The sequence below is a fragment of the Haematobacter missouriensis genome, assembly GCF_000740775.1.
Classification (GTDB): Bacteria; Pseudomonadota; Alphaproteobacteria; order Rhodobacterales; family Rhodobacteraceae; genus Haematobacter; species Haematobacter missouriensis.
Genome location: NZ_JFGS01000016.1, coordinates 43,325 through 63,945 on the forward strand (window position 1 = coordinate 43,325; position 20,621 = coordinate 63,945).

Sequence of the window (20,621 nt, forward strand, 5' to 3'; positions counted from 1 at the left end):
GGATATGGCCGATACGATGCAGTTCGACCTCGTGGCGCCGGAGCGGATGCTGACATCCGTTGCCGCCACGGCGGTCACCATCCCCGGATCGGAGGGAGAGCTTACGGCCATGCCGGGGCACGCCCCCCTGATCCTCACACTTCGTCCCGGCATTGTCCGGGTCGAAGGTCCGAAAGGCGCGGCGAGCTTCGTCGTTACCGGTGGCTTTGCCGAGATCAACGCGGGCGCGGTTTCCGTGCTGGCGGAGAAGGCAATCCCGATCACGGAGGTCACCTCCAGCGTGATCGACCAACTGGTGAGCGAAGCGGAAAGCCTTGCCGATAGTGCACCGCCCGAGGAAAAGGCGAATTCTGAAAAGCTGATTGCCGATACCAAGGCGCTGAAGGAGCTGATCCGCCACTGAGCGGCGGTTTCATGAGATGCAGGAAAGCCGGCAGAGATGCCGGCTTTTTCATGCGCCAGCCTTCGCCAGCATGAAGGCCCTTCACCGGTATAAAAACCTTTTGCCGGTATGAAAAAGACCGCGCCGAAGCGCGGTCCGATCTCTCTCCCGAAGGCCGTGCCGTCAGCGCGGATACATGCCCTCATATATCGGCACCAGCGTATTGGTGTCGAACAGAGAGGACACGGATGTTCCGTTCCAGATGTTCAGGATCGCCTGCGCGAACATCGGCGCGGTGGGCACGATGCGAATATTGTGCGCCGCTTTCACCGCCGCCGTCGGCTCGATGGAATCGGTGATGACGAGGTTCTTCATGGCGGAATTGGTGATCCGTTCCACAGCGGGGCCGGACAGGACCCCGTGGCTGATATAGGCGTGGACCTCCTTCGCGCCATTCTCCAGAAGCAGGTCAGCCGCCTTAACCAGCGTTCCGGCCGTGTCGCAGATATCGTCGATGATAAGGCAGATCTGGTCCTCCACCTCACCAATGATGGTCATTTCTGCGACCTCACCCGGCTTGGTGCGACGTTTATCCACGATGGCGAGGTTGGCGCCGATCCGCTGGGCAAGCTCCCTCGCGCGGCCCACACCGCCGACATCGGGGGAAACCACGGTGATCTCGTTCATCCGGCCACGGAAATTATGCTCCACATCCAGAGCAAAGACCGGCGCGGCATAGAGATTGTCCACCGGGATGTCGAAAAAGCCCTGAATCTGAGCCGCATGCAGGTCGAGCGTGAGGATTCGCTCGATCCCGGCCTCGGTCAGCAGATTGGCGACCAGCTTGGCGGAAATCGGCGTCCGTGCCTTGGTGCGGCGGTCCTGCCGGGCATAGCCGAAATAGGGGACCACGGCAGTGATCCGTCCTGCGGAGGAGCGGCGGAGCGCATCGGTGATGATGAGCAGCTCCATCAGGTTGTCGTTCGCCGGGTTGGAGGTCGGCTGGATGATGAACATGTCCTCGCCACGGACGTTCTCATAGACTTCTACGAAGATCTCCTGATCGTTGAACCGCTCTACCCGCGCATCGACGAGTCCGACGGTCATGCCGCGGTGCATCGACATGCGACGCGCGATGGAGGAGGCGAGGGAGCGGTTGGCGTTGCCGGAGATCAGTTTCGGCTCATTCATGGCAGCCATGACGGGATCCTTGCTACAATCGGCGGGAGGCCGGATTCGCGATATTGACACCGCTTATCACCGGGCTACGCTCGCGCCAACACGCGGGGGGACGGTTCATGACGCAGATCGACTACTTCTTTTCGACGGCCTCGCCCTATACCTACCTCGCGGGCCTGCGCCTGGAGGAGATCGCCGCCCGCCACGGCGCGACCATCGCCTACAAACCTGTCGATCTCGGCGGCCTGTTTCCCCGCACGGGTGGGCTTGCGTTGCCGCAACGTCATCCGGCCCGACAGGCCTATCGGTTGCAGGAATTGCGGCGGCAGGCGGCGAAGGCCGGGCTGCCCATCCATCTCCAGCCGCGCTTCTGGCCTGTGAACGCCGCGCCGTCCGCCTATGCGATCATCGCGGCGCAATCCGCGGGCGGGGGTGATCTGGGAGGTCTCGTTCACGGATTCTGCGCCGCCTGTTGGGCGGAGGAGCGAAATATCGCGGAAGACGGCGTGATCCGAGATGAACTCTGCCGTCATGGCTTTGACGCCGCGCTGGCCGACAGGGGCCTGCTCATGGGGGCGGAAACCTATGCGAGAAATCTGGAGGAAGCCGTATCCCGTGGCGTCTTCGGCGCTCCTTTCTACATCGTCGGCGAGGAGATGTTCTGGGGGCAGGACCGGCTCTCCGATCTGGATGCGCATCTGTCGGGGCGGTTGTAGTGGCCGACATGGTGGACCGCGGAGCGCCGCTTGCCACGCGAAGCTGGGGCAGCGGTCCCAGAGCAGTCGTTCTGGCACATTGCTCGCTCGCCCATGGCGGAGCGTGGAGCGGTGTCGCTGACGATCTGGACGACATCTGCGCGATGACTGCCGTGGATTTGCCCTCTCATGGGCGAAGTTGGCGGTGGGCCCCCGGCCTTGGCGACTATCATGACGTCGCGACGCACGCGCTGCGTCGTGCGGTGCTGGGGGCGGGCAGGGGTGGTCCGGTCGATCTGGTGGGTCATTCCCTCGGCGGCACGCTCGTCCTTCGTCTGGCGCTGGAGACCCCTGAACTTGTGCGGAGCCTCGCACTGGTGGAGCCGGTGCTGTTCGCCGCGGTGACGGGTGGTGGACCGGTGGCGGACAACCGGGCCTTTGCAGAGGCCTGGGGCCGGGGCGACAGGGAAGAGGCCTCCCGCGCCTTCATGTCGCGCTGGGGTGCGGGCATGGCATGGGAGCGTTTGCCCGAACGGATGAAGCGCTACATCGTCGATCGTATCGACGTGATTCCCGCCACATCGGCGGCGCTGTCCGAGGATTCGGCGGGTCTGCTCCGAACGGGGCGGCTTGAGGGGCTGGCCCGGCCCGTAACGCTGATCCATGGGGCCGCATCCGCGCCCCTCGCGCCGGAAATCGTGCATCGGCTTGCGGCGCGCCTTCCCGATGCGGAGATCGTTGCGATTCCGGGCGCAGGCCATATGGCGCCCATCACGCATCCGGCGGCTGTGGCAGAGGCCCTGCGGCGTTTGCTCGCGCGGAGCTGATCAGGTCTTGGGCATGGCGAGCACGAAACCACGCCCCGACTTCACGTAATGAAGCTCGCTTGCCCCGATGGCCACCACCTGGCCCCCGTCGAAGCGGTCACCCACCTTCACCTGCTGCAAGCGTCCGTTGGATAGCCGAACGAGCGCGCGGCGGTTCGACGATGTGCCGAACACGCCAAGCAGATTAACATCGCGCAGGTTCATCGCTTTGGTGATGGTGGCTTGCTTTGCAACGGAGGCTCGGGTGGGGATTCTGGGTGTCACGACCTGTGGTTCCGGTTCATCGTCAGATTCTGTGGCGGCGGCCAGAGGGCTTCTGGTCACGACCGGTTGGCTTGCCGCAGCAATGACCGGCGGTGTCATCTGCGGCTGAGGTGGGGCCGCGACAGCGGCGCGCGCGGGGGCGGCTGGCTCCGCCACGGCTGCTGCGAGTGCGACCGCGATGGCGGGTGCAAAATTCCTGGGTCTCGAACGGGGCCGATCAACGGCTAGCGCGACCGGGGGGTTTTCTGCCTCGGCTGCCGCCTGGCCGCGCGCGGCAATGCCTGCGGGCTTCGGCATCGGACGATGCGACGACAGTTTCGGGGCAGGATCGTTGCTGGCCACGGTGCGAGGTGCCGCCGGTGCCGCGGATATCGCGCGAGAGCCGGGGCGCGCTTTCGGGCGGGTGGCGTCAATCTGAGCACCCGTGCGGTGGCGCGGCGCTTCCGTCAGGGCGAGGCGCGGGCCCAACGGATAAGCCACCCCCAACATGGACGGACGGTGTTGCGCAAGAACCCCGCGAAGGGTCTCGGTTTCCGTCTCGGTCACAAGACGTTGCGGATCGGCGAGGGTGCCGGCGTGCGCGGCACCGACAAGACCGAACTGACCGGCCCGGCTCGTTCGCTGCTCACCCAGAAACAGACCGGACCCGAGCAGGACAAGCAGGATCAGCACCAGAAGCCCAAGTGCGAGCATCAATCCGCGCCGCATGCGTGCCCGCTCGCTGACAGGTGCCCGCAAGCTATCCTTCGCATCCGTCACCGGGGACGTGACCGCAGCGCCCTGAAGCGGCGGGCTGACATGCCTGACACCCTCGGTCGGGGGCAGGTCGGGCCGCGACGCGGCCGGAGGGACGGCGGCGGCTGGTGCCGCGAGAGCGGCCACATCCGCATCGAGCGGCGGGGGCTCGACCATCACCGGGGGAGGGGAGCGGGTTTCCCGTCCCTCCTCCACATGGTCGGACAGAAGGCCGGCAGAGCCAGGCGCATCCGCCTTCATCGTCTTCGAATCTTGCGGCGCCCCCTGCGAAGAAGGCGTCAGCGCGGCGTCGGGAGATCGTTTCGGCTCTGCCGGAACCGGGCGCCGGTCGAGAAGACGCATCGGTACGCTTTCACGCTCCACCCGCTCCTCCGGTCCAAGCAGCGCAGGAGCAAGATGGGTCTGGCCGAAGAACGGTTCGCCATTGAACTGGCCTTGCGGCGGTATCGCCACGAAGGCCACCGGCGCAAAGCGACTATCGGCGGCGAAGGCTTCCGCCTCTTCCAGCGTCTCGCGCGCGACGATGGCGACCTGCACCTCCCGCCCATCGCCGGTCCAGTCGAAAACCAGCTCCTCCGGCGCATAGGGGGTCATTCCCTCCAGCGCCGCGCGGATTTGACGGCGACGGGAGGCGGCATCCGGCCCGGGGGCCATGACGCGCGTATAGAGTATCTGGTCGTTCGGGATCGTAAGGCGCGTCGTCAGCACACCGGGCTCCATGCCAAGCGCGGTGCTGCGGAGTGCCGCGACTTTCTGGCCGAGATCGGGATCGCCCAGACCGACGGCCCCGACCGTTCGCCAGCCAAGCGGCGTGCGGTGGAAAAGACGGATGCCATCGGCGGCAAGTTCGAGCGTGAAACTGGGCTTCATCGGAACGCACCTACCACGAAAGACGGACCGCTGCGATTATGCAGTGGCATCAGCATGGGGTATAGCGGGAAATCGCGCACGCTAGGGGTAGAAACACGGAGAGTTCACTTGTCAGCGGTGCGACACCCCGCCACAGCAAAGGAAAAAGGAGGCATATCATGCGGTTCACCACTCTCGCCATGCTCATGACGTTCGCGGCCACGCCGCTTGTCGCACAGGAGGTCCAGATGACCTATCCGACCATCACCGTGAACGGAGAGGGAGAGGTCAGCGCCCGCCCGGACATGGCCACCGTGACGCTGGGCGTCGAAACCCTGGGGGACAGCGCGAATACGGCGCTGGCCGAAAATACCGCTGCGACCGCGAAAATGCTGGAGACGCTGAAGGCGGCCGGAATCGCCGCCAAGGATATGCAGACCTCCGACCTGACGCTCGGGCCGCGCTGGGAGCAGCCGCAGCAGGGCCAGCCGAAGGTCGTGGGATTTGTCGCCGCCAACAACGTGAGCGTGACCGTGCGGGATCTGAACAAGCTGGGCGGCGTGCTGGATACTGTCGTCAAGAACGGGGCGAACACCTTCCAAGGGCTGCGGTTCGGACTGTCCGATCCCAAACCCAACGCGGATGCCGCGCGCAAGGCTGCCGTCGCCGATGCCATCGCCCGGGCGCATCTTTACGCGGAGGCGGCGGGTGTCACGCTTGGCCCGGTTCAGTCGCTGACCGAAAGCTTCACCGGCCAGCAACCGCGACCGATGATGCGCATGAGCGCGGACAGCGGCGCGGGTGTCCCCCTGGCGGAGGGTGAGGTCAGCGTGAATGCAAATGTGACGATGGTTTTCCGTCTGGGGCAGTAAGCCCTGCGACGCAAGGGTGTGCGATACAAGGAAAAGGCTCGGGCAGCTTGTCCGGGCCTTTCGCTTGCAGTGGACGCCCGGGCGTTACCCCACCGCGGCGCTGAGGGCCTGATCCAGATCCGCGATCAGGTCGTCAGCATCCTCGATCCCGATGGACAGGCGGACTACGTTCGGCCCGGCGCCTGCGGCCTCCCGCTGCGCATCAGTGAGCTGCCGGTGTGTGGTGGAGGCCGAATGGATGATGAGTGAACGCGTATCGCCAAGGTTCGCCACGTGGCTGAACAGCTTCACGCTGTCCACCAACTTCACCCCGGCCTCATAGCCCCCCTTCACGCCAAAGGTGAACAACGCCCCCGCACCCCGGGGCGTGATCCGCTGGGCCCGCTCATACCAAGGGGAGGAGGGCAGGCCCGCATAGGTCACGACCTCCACGCGGGGATCGGCCTCCAGCCAGGCGGCGACCTTTCGCGCGTTCTCCACGTGCCTTGCCATGCGCAGGCTCAGCGTCTCGATTCCCATGAGCGTGTAATGTGCGCCCTGCGGGTTCATCGTCATGCCGAGATCGCGCAGACCGACGGCGATGCTGTGGAAGGTGAAGGCCATCGACCCCAGCGCCTCGTGAAACTTCAGCCCGTGATATGCGGGCTCCGGTGCCGAGAGTGAGGGAAACTTGTCCGATGCCGACCAGTCGAACTTGCCCGAATCCACCACGACCCCGCCTGTGACCGTGCCGTTGCCTGTCATGTATTTCGTCAGGGAATGCACAACCAATGTTGCGCCCATCTCTATGGGGCGGCAGAGCCAGGGCGTGGCGAGCGTGTTGTCCACGATGAGCGGCAGCCCCGCCTCATCCGCCAGCTTTGCCACGGCGGGAATATCGGTGACATAGCCCCCGGGATTGGAGATCGATTCGCAGAAGATCGCGCGGGTATCTTCGTCGATCGCAGCACGCAGTGCGTCCAGATCATCGAAATCCACCAGCTTGGCGGACCAGCCGAACCGCTTGATGGTCTGGGTCAGCTGAGTCACCGTTCCCCCGTAGAGCCGGGTGGATGCTACGACGTTCTTTCCCGGTGCCATCAGTGGAAACAGCGCCATGATCTGCGCTCCGTGTCCAGAGGCGCAGCAGACCGCACCCGCACCCCCCTCAAGCGCCGCCACCCGATCCTGAAGCGCGCTGACCGTCGGGTTGGTCAGGCGGGAATAGATGTAGCCCACTTCCTGAAGACCAAAGAGCGCCGCTGCGTGATCCGCATCTCGGAACACATAGGCGGTGGTCTGATAGACCGGTACCTGGCGGGCACCGGTCGCGGGATCGGGGTTCGCGCCCGCGTGGACTTGCAGCGTGTCGAAACCGGGGGTTCTGGTCATGTCGTTCTCCTCTTCGCGCGGGAGGCTAGGGGAGGGCGCAGCGTGCCGCAAGCGGCGCGTGACCGAATAACGACAGTGCAGATGGCGTCTTCGCCTGCGAATTGACGATACGGGCGGAAACCGATGCCCGTCCGGATGTTGTTGAGGCCTTACCTGACGGCGTCAGGAATCAAGGGAAGCTTCGTATGGGCCAGCGTTACCGCCTGCGCAGCCTTGCGCGACCACGGTCGGAGGTGGGACGCGACAGCTTGGGTAGGGGCTGAAGGACAATGGTCAGTCCTGTGACGTCCACCGATATCCTTTTGCAAAGATGAATCAGCCATAGCGGGGGCGCGCCACTGTCCGGCCAGCTTCTCAGGCTCAGGCTCAGGCTCAGGCTCAGGGTCTGAGCGCCGAACCGGCCGTCCATCATGCGGACGAACACGCCGGCCTCACTCCATCGCGTCCAGCGATTTTAGAGCGTCTTGTGCGGCCCACAGGCCGCCGGCGCATCCCGATAGCGCAGGCTGCTGCGGTCGACGAAGATGATTCCGCTCAACACGCGGCCTGCCGTGGCTCTTGGGAAAATAGGGCGCCAGCCGAGCCATTCTGCACCTCCGTCAGCCAATACAGGTCACTCATATCCAGCATCCTCAGGAGCCTGAATCAGATCGAGCGACTCACATCAGTGCCTCATATCAATGGCTACTGAGCCTGTTTGCGGCGAAGACGACATCACGCTTTTTGGAAACTACTGCCCTGCACCTTGCTGCACGTCGCGGAACACAACAGGGGGCCACCGGTGACCTCCCGCGGGGCGAGCGCAGTCATCCGGGTTTTCGCGCTCCAGTGAGCCGCGGATTGCGGAGCGGAGCAGAACGCTCCCGCAACCGCGAATTGACCATGGTAAGAGGCGTCATCCTGCGCGGCACGTGCTCCGCTTCATTGAGAGCCACGTCAGGGAAGTTCGACGATCTTCCCGTCCGGCTGGGTCATGGCATGTGTCCGAACCGTGCCTTTACTGCCGGCGATCTGCGGCGTTGCCGATGCCGCGCGGCTTGGAAGCCAGGTTGTTCTGAACGGCCCCGCGACCCTCTGCGCCTCACAGGCTGCTGAAAAAGGTCGTGGATCTCCGCGGTTTTGCGTCGAGAATCAAGTAATCGGTCCAGTCAGGAGCCAAAACCTGCGGTTTCCGGAGAGTTCTTCAATCACGTAGACAGCGATTTCCCCCCCCCGGGTGAGCAATCTCGGAATAATTTTCGGCACACTGCCAAGTGATACGGGGTCAGGATCGCCCGGCCTGTCATCGATCGTAGCGCAAAAACGTCCTGTTCGCCGTGCCTTTCGCCGGAGCGTCAGGGAGTGCCGGGCCGTCACCGGACATCGGGCCTGTGCCAGCGCAAACGTGCGGGTCCGGCAGGCTCATCATGCGGGAGGGACGGCTTCGAGCACCGCGCACAGTTCCTCCAAACGACGAAACGCAGCCTCGAACCGCCAGTGCCCGATGACTGGACTCAGGCTCCCACCTTCGGTCCGGGGCAGGGCATGGTTTCGCTGCTCTGGTTCACTTCCACCAGGTCCTCTCCGTTCGGATCGCCGCTGAAATGAGCGCGGAGGCCCCCCGGCGTCGCATAGAAGACCCAGCATTGCGGGAGCGGGTCGCCCTCATAGACGAAACAGATTTCGTCCCCCGCCGGATACCATTGGCCATAGCGGCATTCCTGCCCGACAAAGGCCCAGACCACCTGCCGCCCCGGCAGATAGCGCTCGATGCCATAGGGCGCGCCGTTCGCGCCATAGGTCAGTGTCTTGCCCGTCGAATACCGCTCGAACGCTTCTGCCGACATGGGCTGTTCGGCCGTCGTGGCCGAGAGAGCGGGCAGCGCGGCAAGGCCAAGGGCGAGAGCGGAGAGCAGAAGGCGCATCGGAACCTCGTCGGGGTCACCTCCGAAGTGGGGGGCACCTTCGAACGGTGACAGATCGACCGGCGTCTGGCCAGTCCTGTTTCCTCACGTCTCCGCGCTGAAACGATGGAGCGTCAGCGGCAGGGCGGAGAGCTCGCGCGAGCGGGGTTTGCGCCTGCGGAGCGGCGCGGTCAGTGGCGTCAGAAAGCCCAGCATACGCGCGATACGTCCCGCCAGCGGCCACAGTCCGGTGCTGTCCTCCTCCCGGTAAGTCGAGATGGCGGCGTCGATCTCCGGCCGCTCTCCCTCCGCCGCGACATAGGCGGAAAAGACGAACATCAGCAGATCGAGCGCCATGTTGATCCGGCGGTTCCGTCGGGGCGCATAACGCTCGAAATCGATAAGCGTGATACGCTCCCCGTTCCATAGCATGTCGCGCAGGTTCGGGCGTCCATGCGCGATTCCATTTGCGTGGAAGGCATGGAGCGCGCGGGCGGCGGACCGAAAGGCTGCCATCCGCTCCTCCTCCGCAAGAAGCCTGTCGCGAAGGATTTTCGCCAGCGGCATACCACTGTCGGGCGTGACGAAATAATCCCCCGCTTCATCGACCACCGGCGGTACGGGCAGCCCGAGCCCGCCCAGATCATGGAGCGCGCGACGCTCCCGCTCGAAGGCGCGCGCGGCATCGCCTTTTTGCAGCCTCAGCTTCAGGCTGTCGTAGTACTCCCGCTGCTTTACCCAATAGCGTTTGCCGTCCACCGTCACCGGCGCGACGCGCTGTCCGGCCGGCAGCGCGGCGATTGCGGCACGGAGCCGGAGGAGGAAAGCGTCGGTCATACCGGTTATCTAGCCCCTCACGCGCCGAAACGGGAGGGGAAACAGCCTTCGGGCGGCTTTCGGAGGGCGCAGGTCTTTCAACTGACGCCCGTCTGCTTTAGCTGAGAGGGAAGCCGAAAGGCCCAGTGAAATCGCCGGTGCAATCGCGGGAGAGTGCCCATGTCCTTCTTCACCAAGCTCAAGGAACGGCTCACGCGATCGTCGAGCCGGATCGAGCAGGGGATCGATGCCCTTGTTGAAGAGGCCCCGGCCACGGAGGCGGAGCACCAGCCTGCCGCGCAGACATCTCCCCCTCCGCCGCCCGCCCTGCCGCTTGCCGCGACGCCGGTCCTGCCGGTCGACGTGCCGCCGGAGCCGCCTGCCTCCATTCCGCCAGAACGGCCCGGCTTGGTCGGGCGACTTTTCGGCCGCGAAGCGCGGGTTGAGGAGCCGCGCCGCGTCGTGGATGACGCGATGCTGGAAAGCCTTGAGGAGCTGCTGATCCAGGCCGACATGGGGGTTGAAACCGCGCTTCGCGTCACGGCCAATATCGCCGAAGGACGTATGGGCCGCCGCATGTCGGCCAGCGAGATCCGCATGGCACTGGCCGATGAGATCGCCCGGATCATGGAGCCGGTGGCGCGACCGCTGCCGCTCTATCCGAAAAAACCGCAGGTGGTGCTGATCGTCGGAGTGAACGGCTCCGGCAAGACCACCACCATCGGAAAGCTCGCCCTGCAGTTCCGGGCGGCGGGCAAGAAGGTGGTCATTGCCGCAGGCGACACCTTCCGCGCAGCGGCGGTCGAGCAGTTGCAGGTCTGGGGTGAGCGTGCCGGTGTGCCGGTGCTGACGGCGCCTGAAGGCTCGGACCCGGCGAGCCTCGCGTTTGACGCCATGACCAAGGCGGAGGCCGAGGGCGCGGATCTTCTGATGATAGACACTGCGGGGCGGCTTCAGAACCGAGCCGACCTGATGGAGGAACTTGCAAAGATCGTGCGGGTCATCCGCAAGAAAGATCCCTCGGCACCCCACAATACCGTTCTGGTTCTTGATGCGACCACAGGGCAGAACGCGCTGAACCAGGTGGAGACCTTCCGGAAGCTCGCGGACGTGTCCGGCCTCGTGATGACCAAGCTTGACGGAACGGCGCGCGGGGGTGTGCTCGTGGCGCTGGCCGACAAGTTCGGCCTGCCGATCCATGCGATCGGCGTGGGCGAGCAGATAGATGACCTCGCCCCGTTCGACCCGGAGGACTTCGCGCGCGCCCTTACAGGTGTGGAGGTATGATCATTCTCCGGCACCATACGGGAACCGTCCGGACCGCTGACCCGTGAGAGGCTGACTGGTGGGAGACGGCCGGTGTCCGATGCTGCGCGGAAGCGCCGACCGGGGATGGTCGAGGGAAGATCAGGCGCGGTCCCCGCGTTCCTCCGCTCCGATCCGTCGCGAGGCGAGGCGGACTAGCCAAAGCACGATCAGCGTCACCAGTGTTGCGAGGGCGGCAAGCGGGATACGTCCTGCCCCGCAGGCAAGGCCGATCGCCCCTGCGAGCCACATGCTCGCCCCCGTTGTCAGCCCGTTGACCCGTCCTCGCTGGCTGAAGATCGTGCCCGCGGCAAGGAAGGCCACACCCGCCGTGACGGCCTCGATGGCACGGATCGGGTCCGCCTGGATGGATGCGCCGCTTCCTTTGGCCTCGACCTGCACCATCTCGAATGCCATGAGAGTGAACAGGCAGGCGGCCAGTGCGACCATCATATGGGTGCGGAGCCCGGCCGGCTTTTCCTTGATCTCCCGCTCGAAACCGATGATGCCACCCAGCGTCACGGCGGCCAGCAACCGCAGAACCGCCACCTCCATCGGAAACGCCTCGAACGGCGCGGACAGTTCTTCCTTCAGTACGGCCAGCATGATCGCCCCCTCTTTTCCCGTTGCTACAAGCGGGGGGAGCAGGTTGCAGTTCCCGGTGTGGCGATGAGCGAATGGTTGGTCAGTATCGCGGGAACGCCGCTCGGGCAGCAGATCTCCATGGGGCTGGCGCTTCTGGCCGCGCTCCTCCACGCGGTGTTCGGCGCATTGCAGAAGGGGCAGCGGGCGGACCCGTGGAAATCGCGCGCGGTGATCGACCTGGCGGCAGCAGCCCTGGCCGCGCCGTTTGCGCTCTTCGTCGTGCCATGGCCTGAGGCGCACATGTGGCCGATCTTCGCGGGAGTGCTGGTCATTCACCTCGCCTACAAGTTCCTGCAGGCGGCGACCTATGCCCGCGGCGCTTATACGGTCGTCTATCCGGTGGTGCGGGGCGCGGCGCCGCTCTTTGCGGTGCTCGGGGCCTATCTTTTCTTCGGAGAGGTCTTCGCGCCGCTTCAGTTCGCAGGCGTTCTGGTACTGGTGGGGGCGATCTTCGGGCTTGCTTTCTACAACCTGCGGACGATCGTCCTGAACCGCGAAACGCTGATGTCCGCCCTGGGATTTGCCGTGGCGACGGGCGGGTTCGTCGCGCTCTATACCACCTATGACGCTTTCGGGATCCGCTCCACCGCCGACCCCTTCACCTTTCTGGCGTGGTTCTTCCTGATCGACGGTCTGAGTTTCCCTCTCGTCATTCGGCGCAGGTGGTATCCCATCCGGCCCGCAGAGGCCGGCCCGCTCATCAGGCTCGGCCTGATCGGGGCGGTGACGGCGTTCTTCAGTTTCGGCGCCATCATGATCGCCACCCGGATCGGCGATGTGGGGCAGGCGGCGGTGCTCAGGGAAACATCGACTGCTTTCGCCGCACTGATCGGATGGCTGATGCTCGGCGAAAAGGTTGGGCCGGCGCGCACGGCTCTCATGCTGCTTATCGCCGCAGGTGCCGTGCTTGTGCAGGTCGGGGCGGTGCATTGACGTTGCATTGTGTCGTACGAACGCGCAATTTGCCGCGCGAACGGAGGTGCCGATGGCTGTGAGAAAGATCAACCCGTGGCTGAAGCTCGCGCTGGAGCTTGGGCCGGTGCTGCTGTTCTTCGTTGGTTACATGCGGATCAAGGACCAGAGCTTCGTCATTGGCGGGACGTCCTATGACGGCTTCATCCTGATGACGGCGGCCTTCATACCGGTGATGATCGTCTGCACGGCGCTCCTCTGGGCGCTGACGGGACACCTGTCCCGGATGCAGGTGATGACGCTGGTGCTGGTGACCGTGTTTGGCGGGCTGTCGGTCTGGCTGAACGACGAGCGGTTCTTCAAGATGAAGCTCACCATCATCTATCTGCTGTTCGCGGCTGTGCTGGGGGTGGGGCTATTGCAGGGCAAGTCCTACCTGCGGTTCCTGATGGATGAGGTGGTACCGATGCGGGAGGAGGGTTGGATGATCCTCACTCGCCGCGTCTTTGTGTTCTTCCTGCTCATCGCGGTCGCGAACGAGGTGATCTGGCGGACGCTCTCCACCGAGGTCTGGGTGAACTTCAAGACCTTCGGCCTGACACTCGCCGTCTTTGCCTTCTTCATCACGCAGGGCAAGCTGTTCGAGCGTTATGCGGTAAGGAAGGAAGAGCCGGGGGAATGATCCCGGCCCTCGGACACTCGGCCCTCTGATTCCGGCCCTCCGAAAGGGTCAGTTGCGCTTGCCGAACAGGACTTCCTGAGCCTTGCGATCCTGCGCGATGTCGGTCTTCCGGTCGGCAGCGATGGCGCGGCCGGCCTTGACGGCGGGTCGCTTGCCCACGGTCTCCAGCCAGCGGGCGAGGTTCGGCTTGTCGTCCAGCGTCTGCTGCTGGCCTTCCCAGCCGATGGCCCAGGGCCAGATCGCCATGTCGGCGATGGAGAAGAAATCCCCCGCCACGAATTCCGCCTTGGCCAACTGGCGGTCCAGCACGCCGTAAAGCCGCGCGACCTCGTTGCGATAGCGGTCCTTGGCATAGGGCAGGTCGTTCGGCGGATCCATGGAGGGGGCGTATTTCAGGAAGTGATGCGCCTGACCCGCCATCGGGCCGAGGCCGCCAACCTGCCAGAACAGCCATTCGTCAACGGTCAGTTTGTCCCGCTCCGTCGTGCCGTAGAACTTGCCGGTCTTGCGGGCGAGGTATTGGAGAATCGCACCGGATTCGAACACGGATACCGGTTTGCCGTCCGGCCCGTCCTCGTCGATGATGGCGGGCATCTTGTTGTTGGGGGAGATCTCCAGGAACGCCGGCTTGAACTGGTCGCCAGCGCCGATGTTCACCGTCTTGACCACGTAGGGAAGGTCCATCTCCTCCAGTGCGATGGAAATCTTCCAGCCGTTGGGGGTGGGCCAGTAGAAGAGTTGGATCGGTCCCGGCATGACTCACGCTCCTTTTTCGATTCGGTAATGTTTGCGCGCGCCTTCTATCCGATGCAAGCCCGCCCGGCAGGTGTTGACGTCGCAGCCGGGGAGGCTTATCCGGGCGAGCGTGGCGATTTGTTACCGGATTGCGGGCCACGTTAAACAAGCCGCTAAAGAGGTGTAGGTCATCCGCGGATCCGCTCCCGGTCTCCGACACCCGTTCCGGGCGAGAGACGTGGAGACGTGAAGAATGAACAACTGGAACAGCCGGACGAAACTGGTTCACGCGGGTACCCGGCGTAGCCAGTATGGCGAGGTGGCAGAGGCCATCTTCCTGACGCAGGGCTTCGTTTACGACAGTGCCGAACAGGCCGAGGCACGGTTTATCGAAACCGGGCCGGACGAGTTCATCTATGCCCGCTATGGCAACCCCACCGTGCGGATGCTTGAGGAACGGATGGCCGCGACGGAGGGGACGGAGGATGCCTTCGCAACTGCTTCGGGAATGGCAGCGGTCAACGGTGCGCTGGTTTCGCTGCTCAAGGCCGGGGATCATGTCGTGGCGGCGCGGCAGCTTTTCGGCTCCTGCCTCTACATCCTGAACAACGTGCTCGGCCGTTACGGGGTGGAGGTCACGCTGGTCGATGGCACGAACCTTGCAGAATGGGAGGCCGCTGTGCGTCCCGGAACGAAGGCCGTGTTCTTCGAATCCGTCTCCAACCCGACGCTCGAGGTCATGGATATCGCCGGTATCGCCCGGATCGCGCATCGCGTAGGGGCGCTGGTCGTGGTGGACAACGTCTTTGCCACGCCGCTCGAGTCGCGGGCCGTGGCGCTCGGGGCGGATGCCGTCATTTACTCCACCACCAAGCATGTGGACGGGCAGGGGCGCTGTCTGGGCGGCATGATTCTCGGCTCGAAGGAGTTCATTCGCAAGACGGTGGAGCCTTACCTGAAGCATACGGGCGGCGCGATGAGCCCGTTCAACGCCTGGGTGATGCTCAAGGGGATCGAGACACTGGACCTTCGTGTGCGCGCCGCCGCCGACTCCGCCAGGGCGATCGCCGAGGCGGTCCAGGGGCACGGCAAACTGGCCGATGTGATCTACCCCGGCCTTGCCGATCATGCACAGCACGCGCTCGCCGCACGGCAGATGCCGAATGGCGGCACGCTCCTTGCGCTCGACCTGAAAGGCGGGAAGGAGGCGGCGTTCCGTTTCCTCAACGCACTGAAGATCTTCACCATCACCAACAATCTCGGCGATTCCAAGAGCCTCGTGACGCATCCGGCGACGACCACCCATTCGAGCCTGACCGACGAGGCGCGTGCCGTCGCGGGTATCGGGCCGGGGCTGGTGCGTGTGAGTATCGGTCTGGAGGATACGCAGGACTTGATCGAAGATGTCATGAAGGCGCTGGAAGCGGCCTGATACGATCTTGGGGGTGCTGGCGGGCCGGGCTGGAAATCGGCCTGTCCGCGCCCCATTTTGCTGACACGGGAAAGGCCCGCACCCGATGCACCATGCGCGTGTCAGACCCTATGCCAGAACAGACGCCAGCGCGGGCCCCGCGCGCCGAGACAACGATCCGGAGCCACAGGATGAACGCGCCGACGAAACCCGACCTCACGCCCATCGCCCCTGACCGGGAGGAGGCGAAAGCCGCGCTGGATCTGCTGCGGCGCTGGGCGGTGCTCGCCACGCCCGAGGAGGTCGCGACGCTTGACCCGGCCATCGCGCGCCTGTTGCCGGGGCGTGAGGTGTCGAACTATCCCGACCTTAATCGTAGCTATCCGGCGGATTTCGTCGCTGACGAGGCCTATCGCGCCACGCTCCCCGATTTGCAGAACGGCCCGTCCAGCCTGATCGTGGGGGCGCATCGGCCCATCCAGCAGGTCGGTATCTCCAATTTCCGTCTGCCCATCCGTTACCGGTTGCGCGCGGGGGGGGAGATCAGCCTTGAGACCTCCGTCACCGGTACGGTGAGCCTCGCCTCCGGCAAGAAGGGCATCAACATGTCCCGCATCATGCGAAGCTTCTACGCGCATGCTGAGCGGAGCTTCAGCTTCGAGGTGATGTCCTCTGTGCTGGATGACTACAAGGCCGATCTCGGTAGCTGCGACGCGCGGCTGATGATGCGCTTCTCCTTTCCGGCCAGGGTGAAGGCGCTCCGCTCGGGGCTGGAGGGATACCAGTATTACGACATCGCGCTGGAGATGATCGAAACCGACGGGCGGCGGGAGCGGTTCGTGCATCTCGACTACGTCTATTCTTCCACCTGTCCCTGCTCGCTTGAGCTATCCGAGCATGCGCGTCAGGCGCGGGGGCAACTGGCGACCCCGCATTCGCAGCGTTCGGTCGCGCGGATTTCCGTGGCGCTGGCGGGTGGACGGACGTTGTGGTTCGAGGATCTGATCGACCTCTGCCGCGTTGCGGTGCCGACCGAGACCCAGGTGATGGTCAAGCGCGAGGATGAGCAGGCCTTCGCGGAGCTGAACGCCGCCAACCCGATCTTCGTGGAGGATGCGGCGCGTTCCTTCGCGGAGCGGCTGATGGACGATGCGCGGATCGGCGATTTCCGTGTCGCGGCAAGCCATCAGGAGAGCCTTCACAGCCACGATGCCGTCTCCATCCTGACAGAGGGGCCGACCTTCTCCCAGCGGAGCGTGGACCCGCGGTTTCTGGCGACGCTGCATCATTCCGGCTAGGGCTTCGTGCCGCACATGCGCAAGCTGCTTTCCGAGGATTCGCGGTGAGGCATCGGACAGTAGCTCAGCGCGCCTGCGCCAGCCCTGCCGCTTCCGAGGCGCCCTATGGGGCCAGTGGCTCCCGTTTTCCGGTGGTGGCCTTCGTCCTTCGTGACAGATCGCCGGCTTCTGCTCGCCCTTTCGCCGCATCGAAGTCACGGCTTCTCACCAAACCCGCCGGGCATCCCAGTCCCGGCTAGACAGCGGCTTTCGTCCATCACAGCCTGACCGCTGACCGCTGACCGCTGACCGCTGACCGCTGACCGCTGACCGCGACGACTGGTCTTGACAGCGGGCGCGCCTCCGGGAAGCTACGGCCATGCTGGACGTACGACCTGTCGGATACATCATCGGTCTGCTGGTCGCCGTCATCGGACTGGCGATGCTTGCGCCACTTGCGCTGGAAGTGGCGCTCCATACACCGCGCTGGCGACCGTTCGCGGAGGGTGCGATTGTCACGGTCCTGACGGGCGCTCTCGTGGCGCTTGCCTGCAGGGGAGAGAGCAGGCAGGGCCTCACAATCCGCCAGTCTTTTCTGCTCACCGCCGGGACATGGATCGTACTGCCGTTCTTTGGTGCGCTGCCGCTGATATTCGGCGCACCCCATGCGACTCTGACGGATGCATATTTCGAGGCGATGTCCGGCTTCACCACCACCGGAACCACGGTCTTCGTCGGGCTGGATGATCTGCCGCGGGGCACGAACCTATGGCGGGCGATGATGAACGGCATGGGCGGTCTCGGCATTGTCATCGTGGCGATGATCTTCCTGCCGGTGATGCGGGTGGGGGGAATGCAGTTCTTCCGCTCCGAAGGGTTCGACACGCTGGGCAAGGTCTTGCCGCGGGCCATCGACATCGCGGGTGCGCTTCTGCGGCTTTACATCGTGCTGACGGTCACTTTCATCGTGATCTTCCGCATGCTGGGCCTTTCGGCCTATGATGCGACGGTGATGGCTCTGTCCTCCGTCTCCACGGGCGGCTTTTCCAGCTACGACGACAGCTTCGCGCGCTTTGGCCCGGGGCCGCAATGGGCGGCGGTCGTGTTCATGATCATCGCCTCCACCCCGTTCATCCGCTACATCCAGCTCGTCCGGGGGGATCCGACGCCGCTCTGGCGGGATGTGCAGGTCCGGGCCTATCTCCGCTGGCTGTTCTACGCGGTGATGCTGGTCTTTCTGTATCGCACGCTGGTCTCCGGCGCGCCTGTCGTTCAGACGTTGCAGGAGAGTGCCTTCAACGTGGTGTCGCTGTTCTCCGGCACGGGTCTGACGACGGCGGATGCCTCCACTTGGGGGCCGTTTCCGCTGACTGTCGTCATTCTGGCGGGGCTGGTCGGGGGGTGCACCTCCTCCACCGGCTGTTCGATCAAGGTGTTCCGCTTCCTGATACTCTTTCAGGCAATCCGCAGCCAAATCCTGCGGATCAACTCCCCCCATGCGATGCATCCCGTCCGGTTGGAAGGACGCGTGGTGGATGCGGATGTGCTGAACTCGGTGATCCTGTTCTTCACGATATTCATGCTGAGCCTTGGTGTGCTGACACTTGGTCTGTCGGTCTGTGGGCTGCATTTCCGTACCGCCATGACGGCAGCCTGGACGGCGATCGCCAATGTCGGCACCGTCTATGGGCCGGAGGTGGAGGCCAGCGGGGCGGTGGCGGATTTTCCGCGCACCGCGAAATGGCTGATGACCTTCGGAATGTTGCTCGGGCGGCTGGAGCTTATCGCGGTGTTCGTGCTGCTGATGCCCCGCTTCTGGCGCGGCTAGCAGGGTGCTGCAAAGTGTCCCGAGTTTGCTCCGGGGCGGAGTTCCTCCCCACAGGGGTGAAAATCTCCCCGGAAACCGCAGGTCCCGGCTCGTGCCGGACCGATTTTCTGCTTTTCAGCGCAAGGCCGGGAGACCCCGCCTTTTGCAGCAGCCTGCTAGTTCCAGCAGGCGATGCGGAGCGTGATTGCGCGGGCCAGCGCGGCCAGCGCCTCCGGCTCGAGCATGGCCGACGAGGGGGCGCCTTGCAGCGGAAGATCGCGGGCAGGGATGGCGCGCGCGACTGCTCCTGGCCCGCTCGTGGGCAACAGCATTCCCAGGATGCCACCCGTCCGGTCGAGCACCGGCCCGCCCGCGTCCCCGGGCGTCGTGCGGAGGGCCAGCCGCGCCCGCCCGTCCGTCTCGCCGTTGTAGCGCCCCTTGAGGATGGCTGCCCGCGCCCCGCCCGGCGTCGCCCCATAGCCCGCCGCGACGATCTCTCCGCTTCCCAGCGGCTTCAGCGGCGCGCCCGCAGGCGGGGCGACAGGGCCGGGTGCCATATGGCCCTCCGGCCGCAGAATGGTGAGCTCGCCGCGCTGTTCCTCAACCATCATCGTAGCCGGGGCCAAGGCCTCCGCCGCCGCGGTGATCCGGGTGCAGCCGGCCACGGCCTCCGTGACGGTCGCTACACGCCCTGCCACATCGAGCCGGAAGCCGGTGGCACGGCGCGTGGGCCTGCCGATGTCCACCCCGGCCAGCAGGGCCGCGCGATCCGCTTCGCCCATGCTGCCCGCCGTGGGGTCCAATGCGCGGCCGGGCAGGGGCTGGAAACTGCGGTGTATTTCCGCGACGATACGCTTCATCTCCTCATCCCGGTCCAGCGGCCAGACCGCGATCCAGCCCTTGACCGCATCGCCTTCGACCCGTGCTTCTCCTTCCGCCGCGCGGCTGCCATCTCTTGCGCTGAGAGTGAACCCCTCCGGCCCGAAGCTGTTCAGGCGCCCGCCGGGAAGGGCGAGGGTCTCCGTCGCTTCGAACGTGCGTGTCAGCGGAACGCCGGGCGCGGAGATGAGCAGCACTTCCACCCCGTCGTCGCCCGCATAGCGTACGAAGGGCGGCTCATAACCCCGGAACGTCACAAGCCCGAGCGGCAGGGTAACGCGGATCCCGGAGGGGCCTTCGGTGACCTCCGTCATGCCGAGATGGGCCACCTGCGCGCGGTAGCGGGCCACAAGGGCCGCACGGCTTTCGGGGCCGGGCGAGCCTGTCTCCCGCTCTCCGTTCAGGCGCTGCCATGCGGAAAGGGCGGCCCGCGTGCCGGGCCCGAAAGCGCCGTCGATCCTACCGTCATAGAGGCCGAGCCATGCCAGCGCCGTCTGCGTCTCCCTGCGCTCCTCCGGGGAAAGCTGGCTCTCCGCCCGCCGTGTGCTGTCGGGGCCGGTCGGAGTTGCGGGCGCTGCCGGGCGGCGTGGCGGGCTGGCGGCCAGCATGGCCTGCGCCCCGGCCTGCACGCCCTGCGGCCAGAAGCGCGCGCCATAGGCCGCACCGCGCATCAGGTAGCTGTCATGCGGAACCCGGCCTTCGCCCTGCAACTCCGCTAGCCGCTTCTCCGCCTCCGGCCGGGAAAACGGTCCGATGGCAAGCGCGTGCCAGCCGGTGGGCAGCAGGAAACCGGCCAGATCGGGAAACTCCCGTTGCCAAAGATGCGCCCGCTCCAGTGCTTCCGCCTCTGCCGGGCGGGCCTCGATCTGGATCCAGACCGCATCCTCGGCCCGTGCGGGCTGGCCCAGCACGAGAGCGAGTGCGATAACCCATGCCGCCACCACAAAAATCCGCATCTCTGCCCCTTCTTCTGCCGTGTTCCCGGCTTTGGAGGCGACATTAGCGCGCCCGCCGCCATTTCGCATCCGCGAAAACGGGTGCTGCCGTTGACCACCTCGCGCCCCGCGCCTATGG

18 protein-coding genes, 1 pseudogene and 1 riboswitch are annotated in these 20,621 nt (G+C 65.2%); of the genes and pseudogenes, 10 read left to right on the forward strand and 9 right to left on the reverse strand.

Annotated features, from left to right (window positions below):
• The first annotated feature begins 4 nt into the window (after positions 1–4).
• Positions 5–403, forward strand: coding sequence for a F0F1 ATP synthase subunit epsilon (locus CG51_RS10895; protein WP_035744899.1), 399 nt, complete (start codon positions 5–7; stop codon positions 401–403).
• 162 nt (positions 404–565) lie between these two features.
• Here the strand turns inward: CG51_RS10895 and CG51_RS10900 are convergent, their stop codons facing one another.
• A complete protein-coding gene (locus tag CG51_RS10900; RefSeq protein ID WP_035744902.1) occupies positions 566–1,582 on the reverse strand; it encodes a ribose-phosphate pyrophosphokinase in 1,017 nt (338 codons plus the stop codon).
• A gap of 98 nt (positions 1,583–1,680) precedes the next feature.
• Here CG51_RS10900 and CG51_RS10905 point away from each other — a divergent pair, with 98 nt between their 5' ends.
• Both CG51_RS10905 and CG51_RS10910 read left to right on the forward strand, forming a co-directional pair.
• Positions 1,681–2,277, forward strand: a complete 597-nt coding sequence (locus CG51_RS10905; RefSeq protein WP_035744905.1) for a 2-hydroxychromene-2-carboxylate isomerase — start codon at positions 1,681–1,683, stop codon at positions 2,275–2,277.
• Between the two features lie 8 nt (positions 2,278–2,285).
• Positions 2,286–3,083, forward strand: coding sequence for an alpha/beta fold hydrolase (locus CG51_RS10910; protein ID WP_035744982.1), 798 nt, complete (start codon positions 2,286–2,288; stop codon positions 3,081–3,083).
• Here CG51_RS10910 and CG51_RS10915 read toward each other — a convergent pair whose 3' ends face one another.
• Complete coding sequence (locus CG51_RS10915) at positions 3,084–4,973, reverse strand: hypothetical protein (protein ID WP_035744907.1); 1,890 nt, start codon at positions 4,971–4,973, stop codon at positions 3,084–3,086. It lies immediately after the preceding gene.
• A 158-nt stretch (positions 4,974–5,131) separates the two neighbouring features.
• Here CG51_RS10915 and CG51_RS10920 point away from each other — a divergent pair, with 158 nt between their 5' ends.
• The gene (locus CG51_RS10920; protein ID WP_035744909.1) at positions 5,132–5,824 is read left to right on the forward strand and encodes an SIMPL domain-containing protein; all 693 of its coding nucleotides are present in this window, start codon (positions 5,132–5,134) and stop codon (positions 5,822–5,824) included.
• A gap of 84 nt (positions 5,825–5,908) precedes the next feature.
• Here the strand turns inward: CG51_RS10920 and CG51_RS10925 are convergent, their stop codons facing one another.
• From CG51_RS10925 to CG51_RS10935, 4 genes and pseudogenes are all read right to left on the reverse strand, one after another.
• The gene (locus tag CG51_RS10925) at positions 5,909–7,195 is read right to left on the reverse strand and encodes an O-acetylhomoserine aminocarboxypropyltransferase/cysteine synthase family protein (RefSeq protein WP_035744910.1); all 1,287 of its coding nucleotides are present in this window, start codon (positions 7,193–7,195) and stop codon (positions 5,909–5,911) included.
• A 457-nt stretch (positions 7,196–7,652) separates the two neighbouring features.
• Positions 7,653–7,816, reverse strand: a pseudogene (locus CG51_RS19535) (IS5/IS1182 family transposase); the annotation flags it as partial.
• Positions 7,817–8,688: 872 nt separating this feature from the next.
• A complete protein-coding gene (locus CG51_RS10930) occupies positions 8,689–9,099 on the reverse strand; it encodes a hypothetical protein (RefSeq protein WP_035744912.1) in 411 nt (136 codons plus the stop codon).
• Between the two features lie 84 nt (positions 9,100–9,183).
• A complete protein-coding gene (locus CG51_RS10935) occupies positions 9,184–9,915 on the reverse strand; it encodes a lipopolysaccharide kinase InaA family protein (RefSeq protein ID WP_035744914.1) in 732 nt (243 codons plus the stop codon).
• A gap of 159 nt (positions 9,916–10,074) precedes the next feature.
• Between CG51_RS10935 and ftsY the strand changes: the two genes are divergently transcribed.
• On the forward strand, positions 10,075–11,181 hold the full coding sequence (ftsY, locus tag CG51_RS10940; RefSeq protein ID WP_035744917.1) for a signal recognition particle-docking protein FtsY: 1,107 nt from the start codon (positions 10,075–10,077) through the stop codon (positions 11,179–11,181).
• A gap of 120 nt (positions 11,182–11,301) precedes the next feature.
• Here the strand turns inward: ftsY and CG51_RS10945 are convergent, their stop codons facing one another.
• The gene (locus CG51_RS10945; RefSeq protein ID WP_035744918.1) at positions 11,302–11,805 is read right to left on the reverse strand and encodes an MgtC/SapB family protein; all 504 of its coding nucleotides are present in this window, start codon (positions 11,803–11,805) and stop codon (positions 11,302–11,304) included.
• A 63-nt stretch (positions 11,806–11,868) separates the two neighbouring features.
• Here CG51_RS10945 and CG51_RS10950 point away from each other — a divergent pair, with 63 nt between their 5' ends.
• Both CG51_RS10950 and CG51_RS10955 read left to right on the forward strand, forming a co-directional pair.
• Entirely contained in the window at positions 11,869–12,777 is a 909-nt protein-coding gene (locus CG51_RS10950; protein ID WP_035744919.1) for an EamA family transporter, read from the forward strand.
• 52 nt (positions 12,778–12,829) lie between these two features.
• Complete coding sequence (locus CG51_RS10955; RefSeq protein ID WP_035744921.1) at positions 12,830–13,438, forward strand: inner membrane-spanning protein YciB; 609 nt, start codon at positions 12,830–12,832, stop codon at positions 13,436–13,438.
• A 48-nt stretch (positions 13,439–13,486) separates the two neighbouring features.
• Here the strand turns inward: CG51_RS10955 and CG51_RS10960 are convergent, their stop codons facing one another.
• Positions 13,487–14,194, reverse strand: coding sequence for a glutathione S-transferase N-terminal domain-containing protein (locus CG51_RS10960; protein ID WP_035744922.1), 708 nt, complete (start codon positions 14,192–14,194; stop codon positions 13,487–13,489).
• A gap of 99 nt (positions 14,195–14,293) precedes the next feature.
• A riboswitch (SAM riboswitch) is annotated at positions 14,294–14,371 on the forward strand.
• Between the two features lie 55 nt (positions 14,372–14,426).
• Between CG51_RS10960 and metZ the strand changes: the two genes are divergently transcribed.
• The 3 genes from metZ (at position 14,427) to CG51_RS10975 (ending at position 18,689) form a co-directional block, all read left to right on the forward strand.
• Positions 14,427–15,605, forward strand: coding sequence for an O-succinylhomoserine sulfhydrylase (metZ, locus tag CG51_RS10965; protein WP_035744923.1), 1,179 nt, complete (start codon positions 14,427–14,429; stop codon positions 15,603–15,605).
• A 170-nt stretch (positions 15,606–15,775) separates the two neighbouring features.
• Entirely contained in the window at positions 15,776–16,882 is a 1,107-nt protein-coding gene (folE2, locus tag CG51_RS10970) for a GTP cyclohydrolase FolE2 (RefSeq protein ID WP_035744924.1), read from the forward strand.
• A 358-nt stretch (positions 16,883–17,240) separates the two neighbouring features.
• Positions 17,241–18,689: a TrkH family potassium uptake protein gene (locus tag CG51_RS10975; protein ID WP_035744926.1), complete on the forward strand. Its 1,449-nt coding sequence runs from the start codon at positions 17,241–17,243 to the stop codon at positions 18,687–18,689.
• A 155-nt stretch (positions 18,690–18,844) separates the two neighbouring features.
• Here the strand turns inward: CG51_RS10975 and CG51_RS10980 are convergent, their stop codons facing one another.
• Entirely contained in the window at positions 18,845–20,503 is a 1,659-nt protein-coding gene (locus tag CG51_RS10980) for a peptidoglycan-binding protein (protein ID WP_035744927.1), read from the reverse strand.
• Positions 20,504–20,621 lie beyond the last annotated feature (118 nt).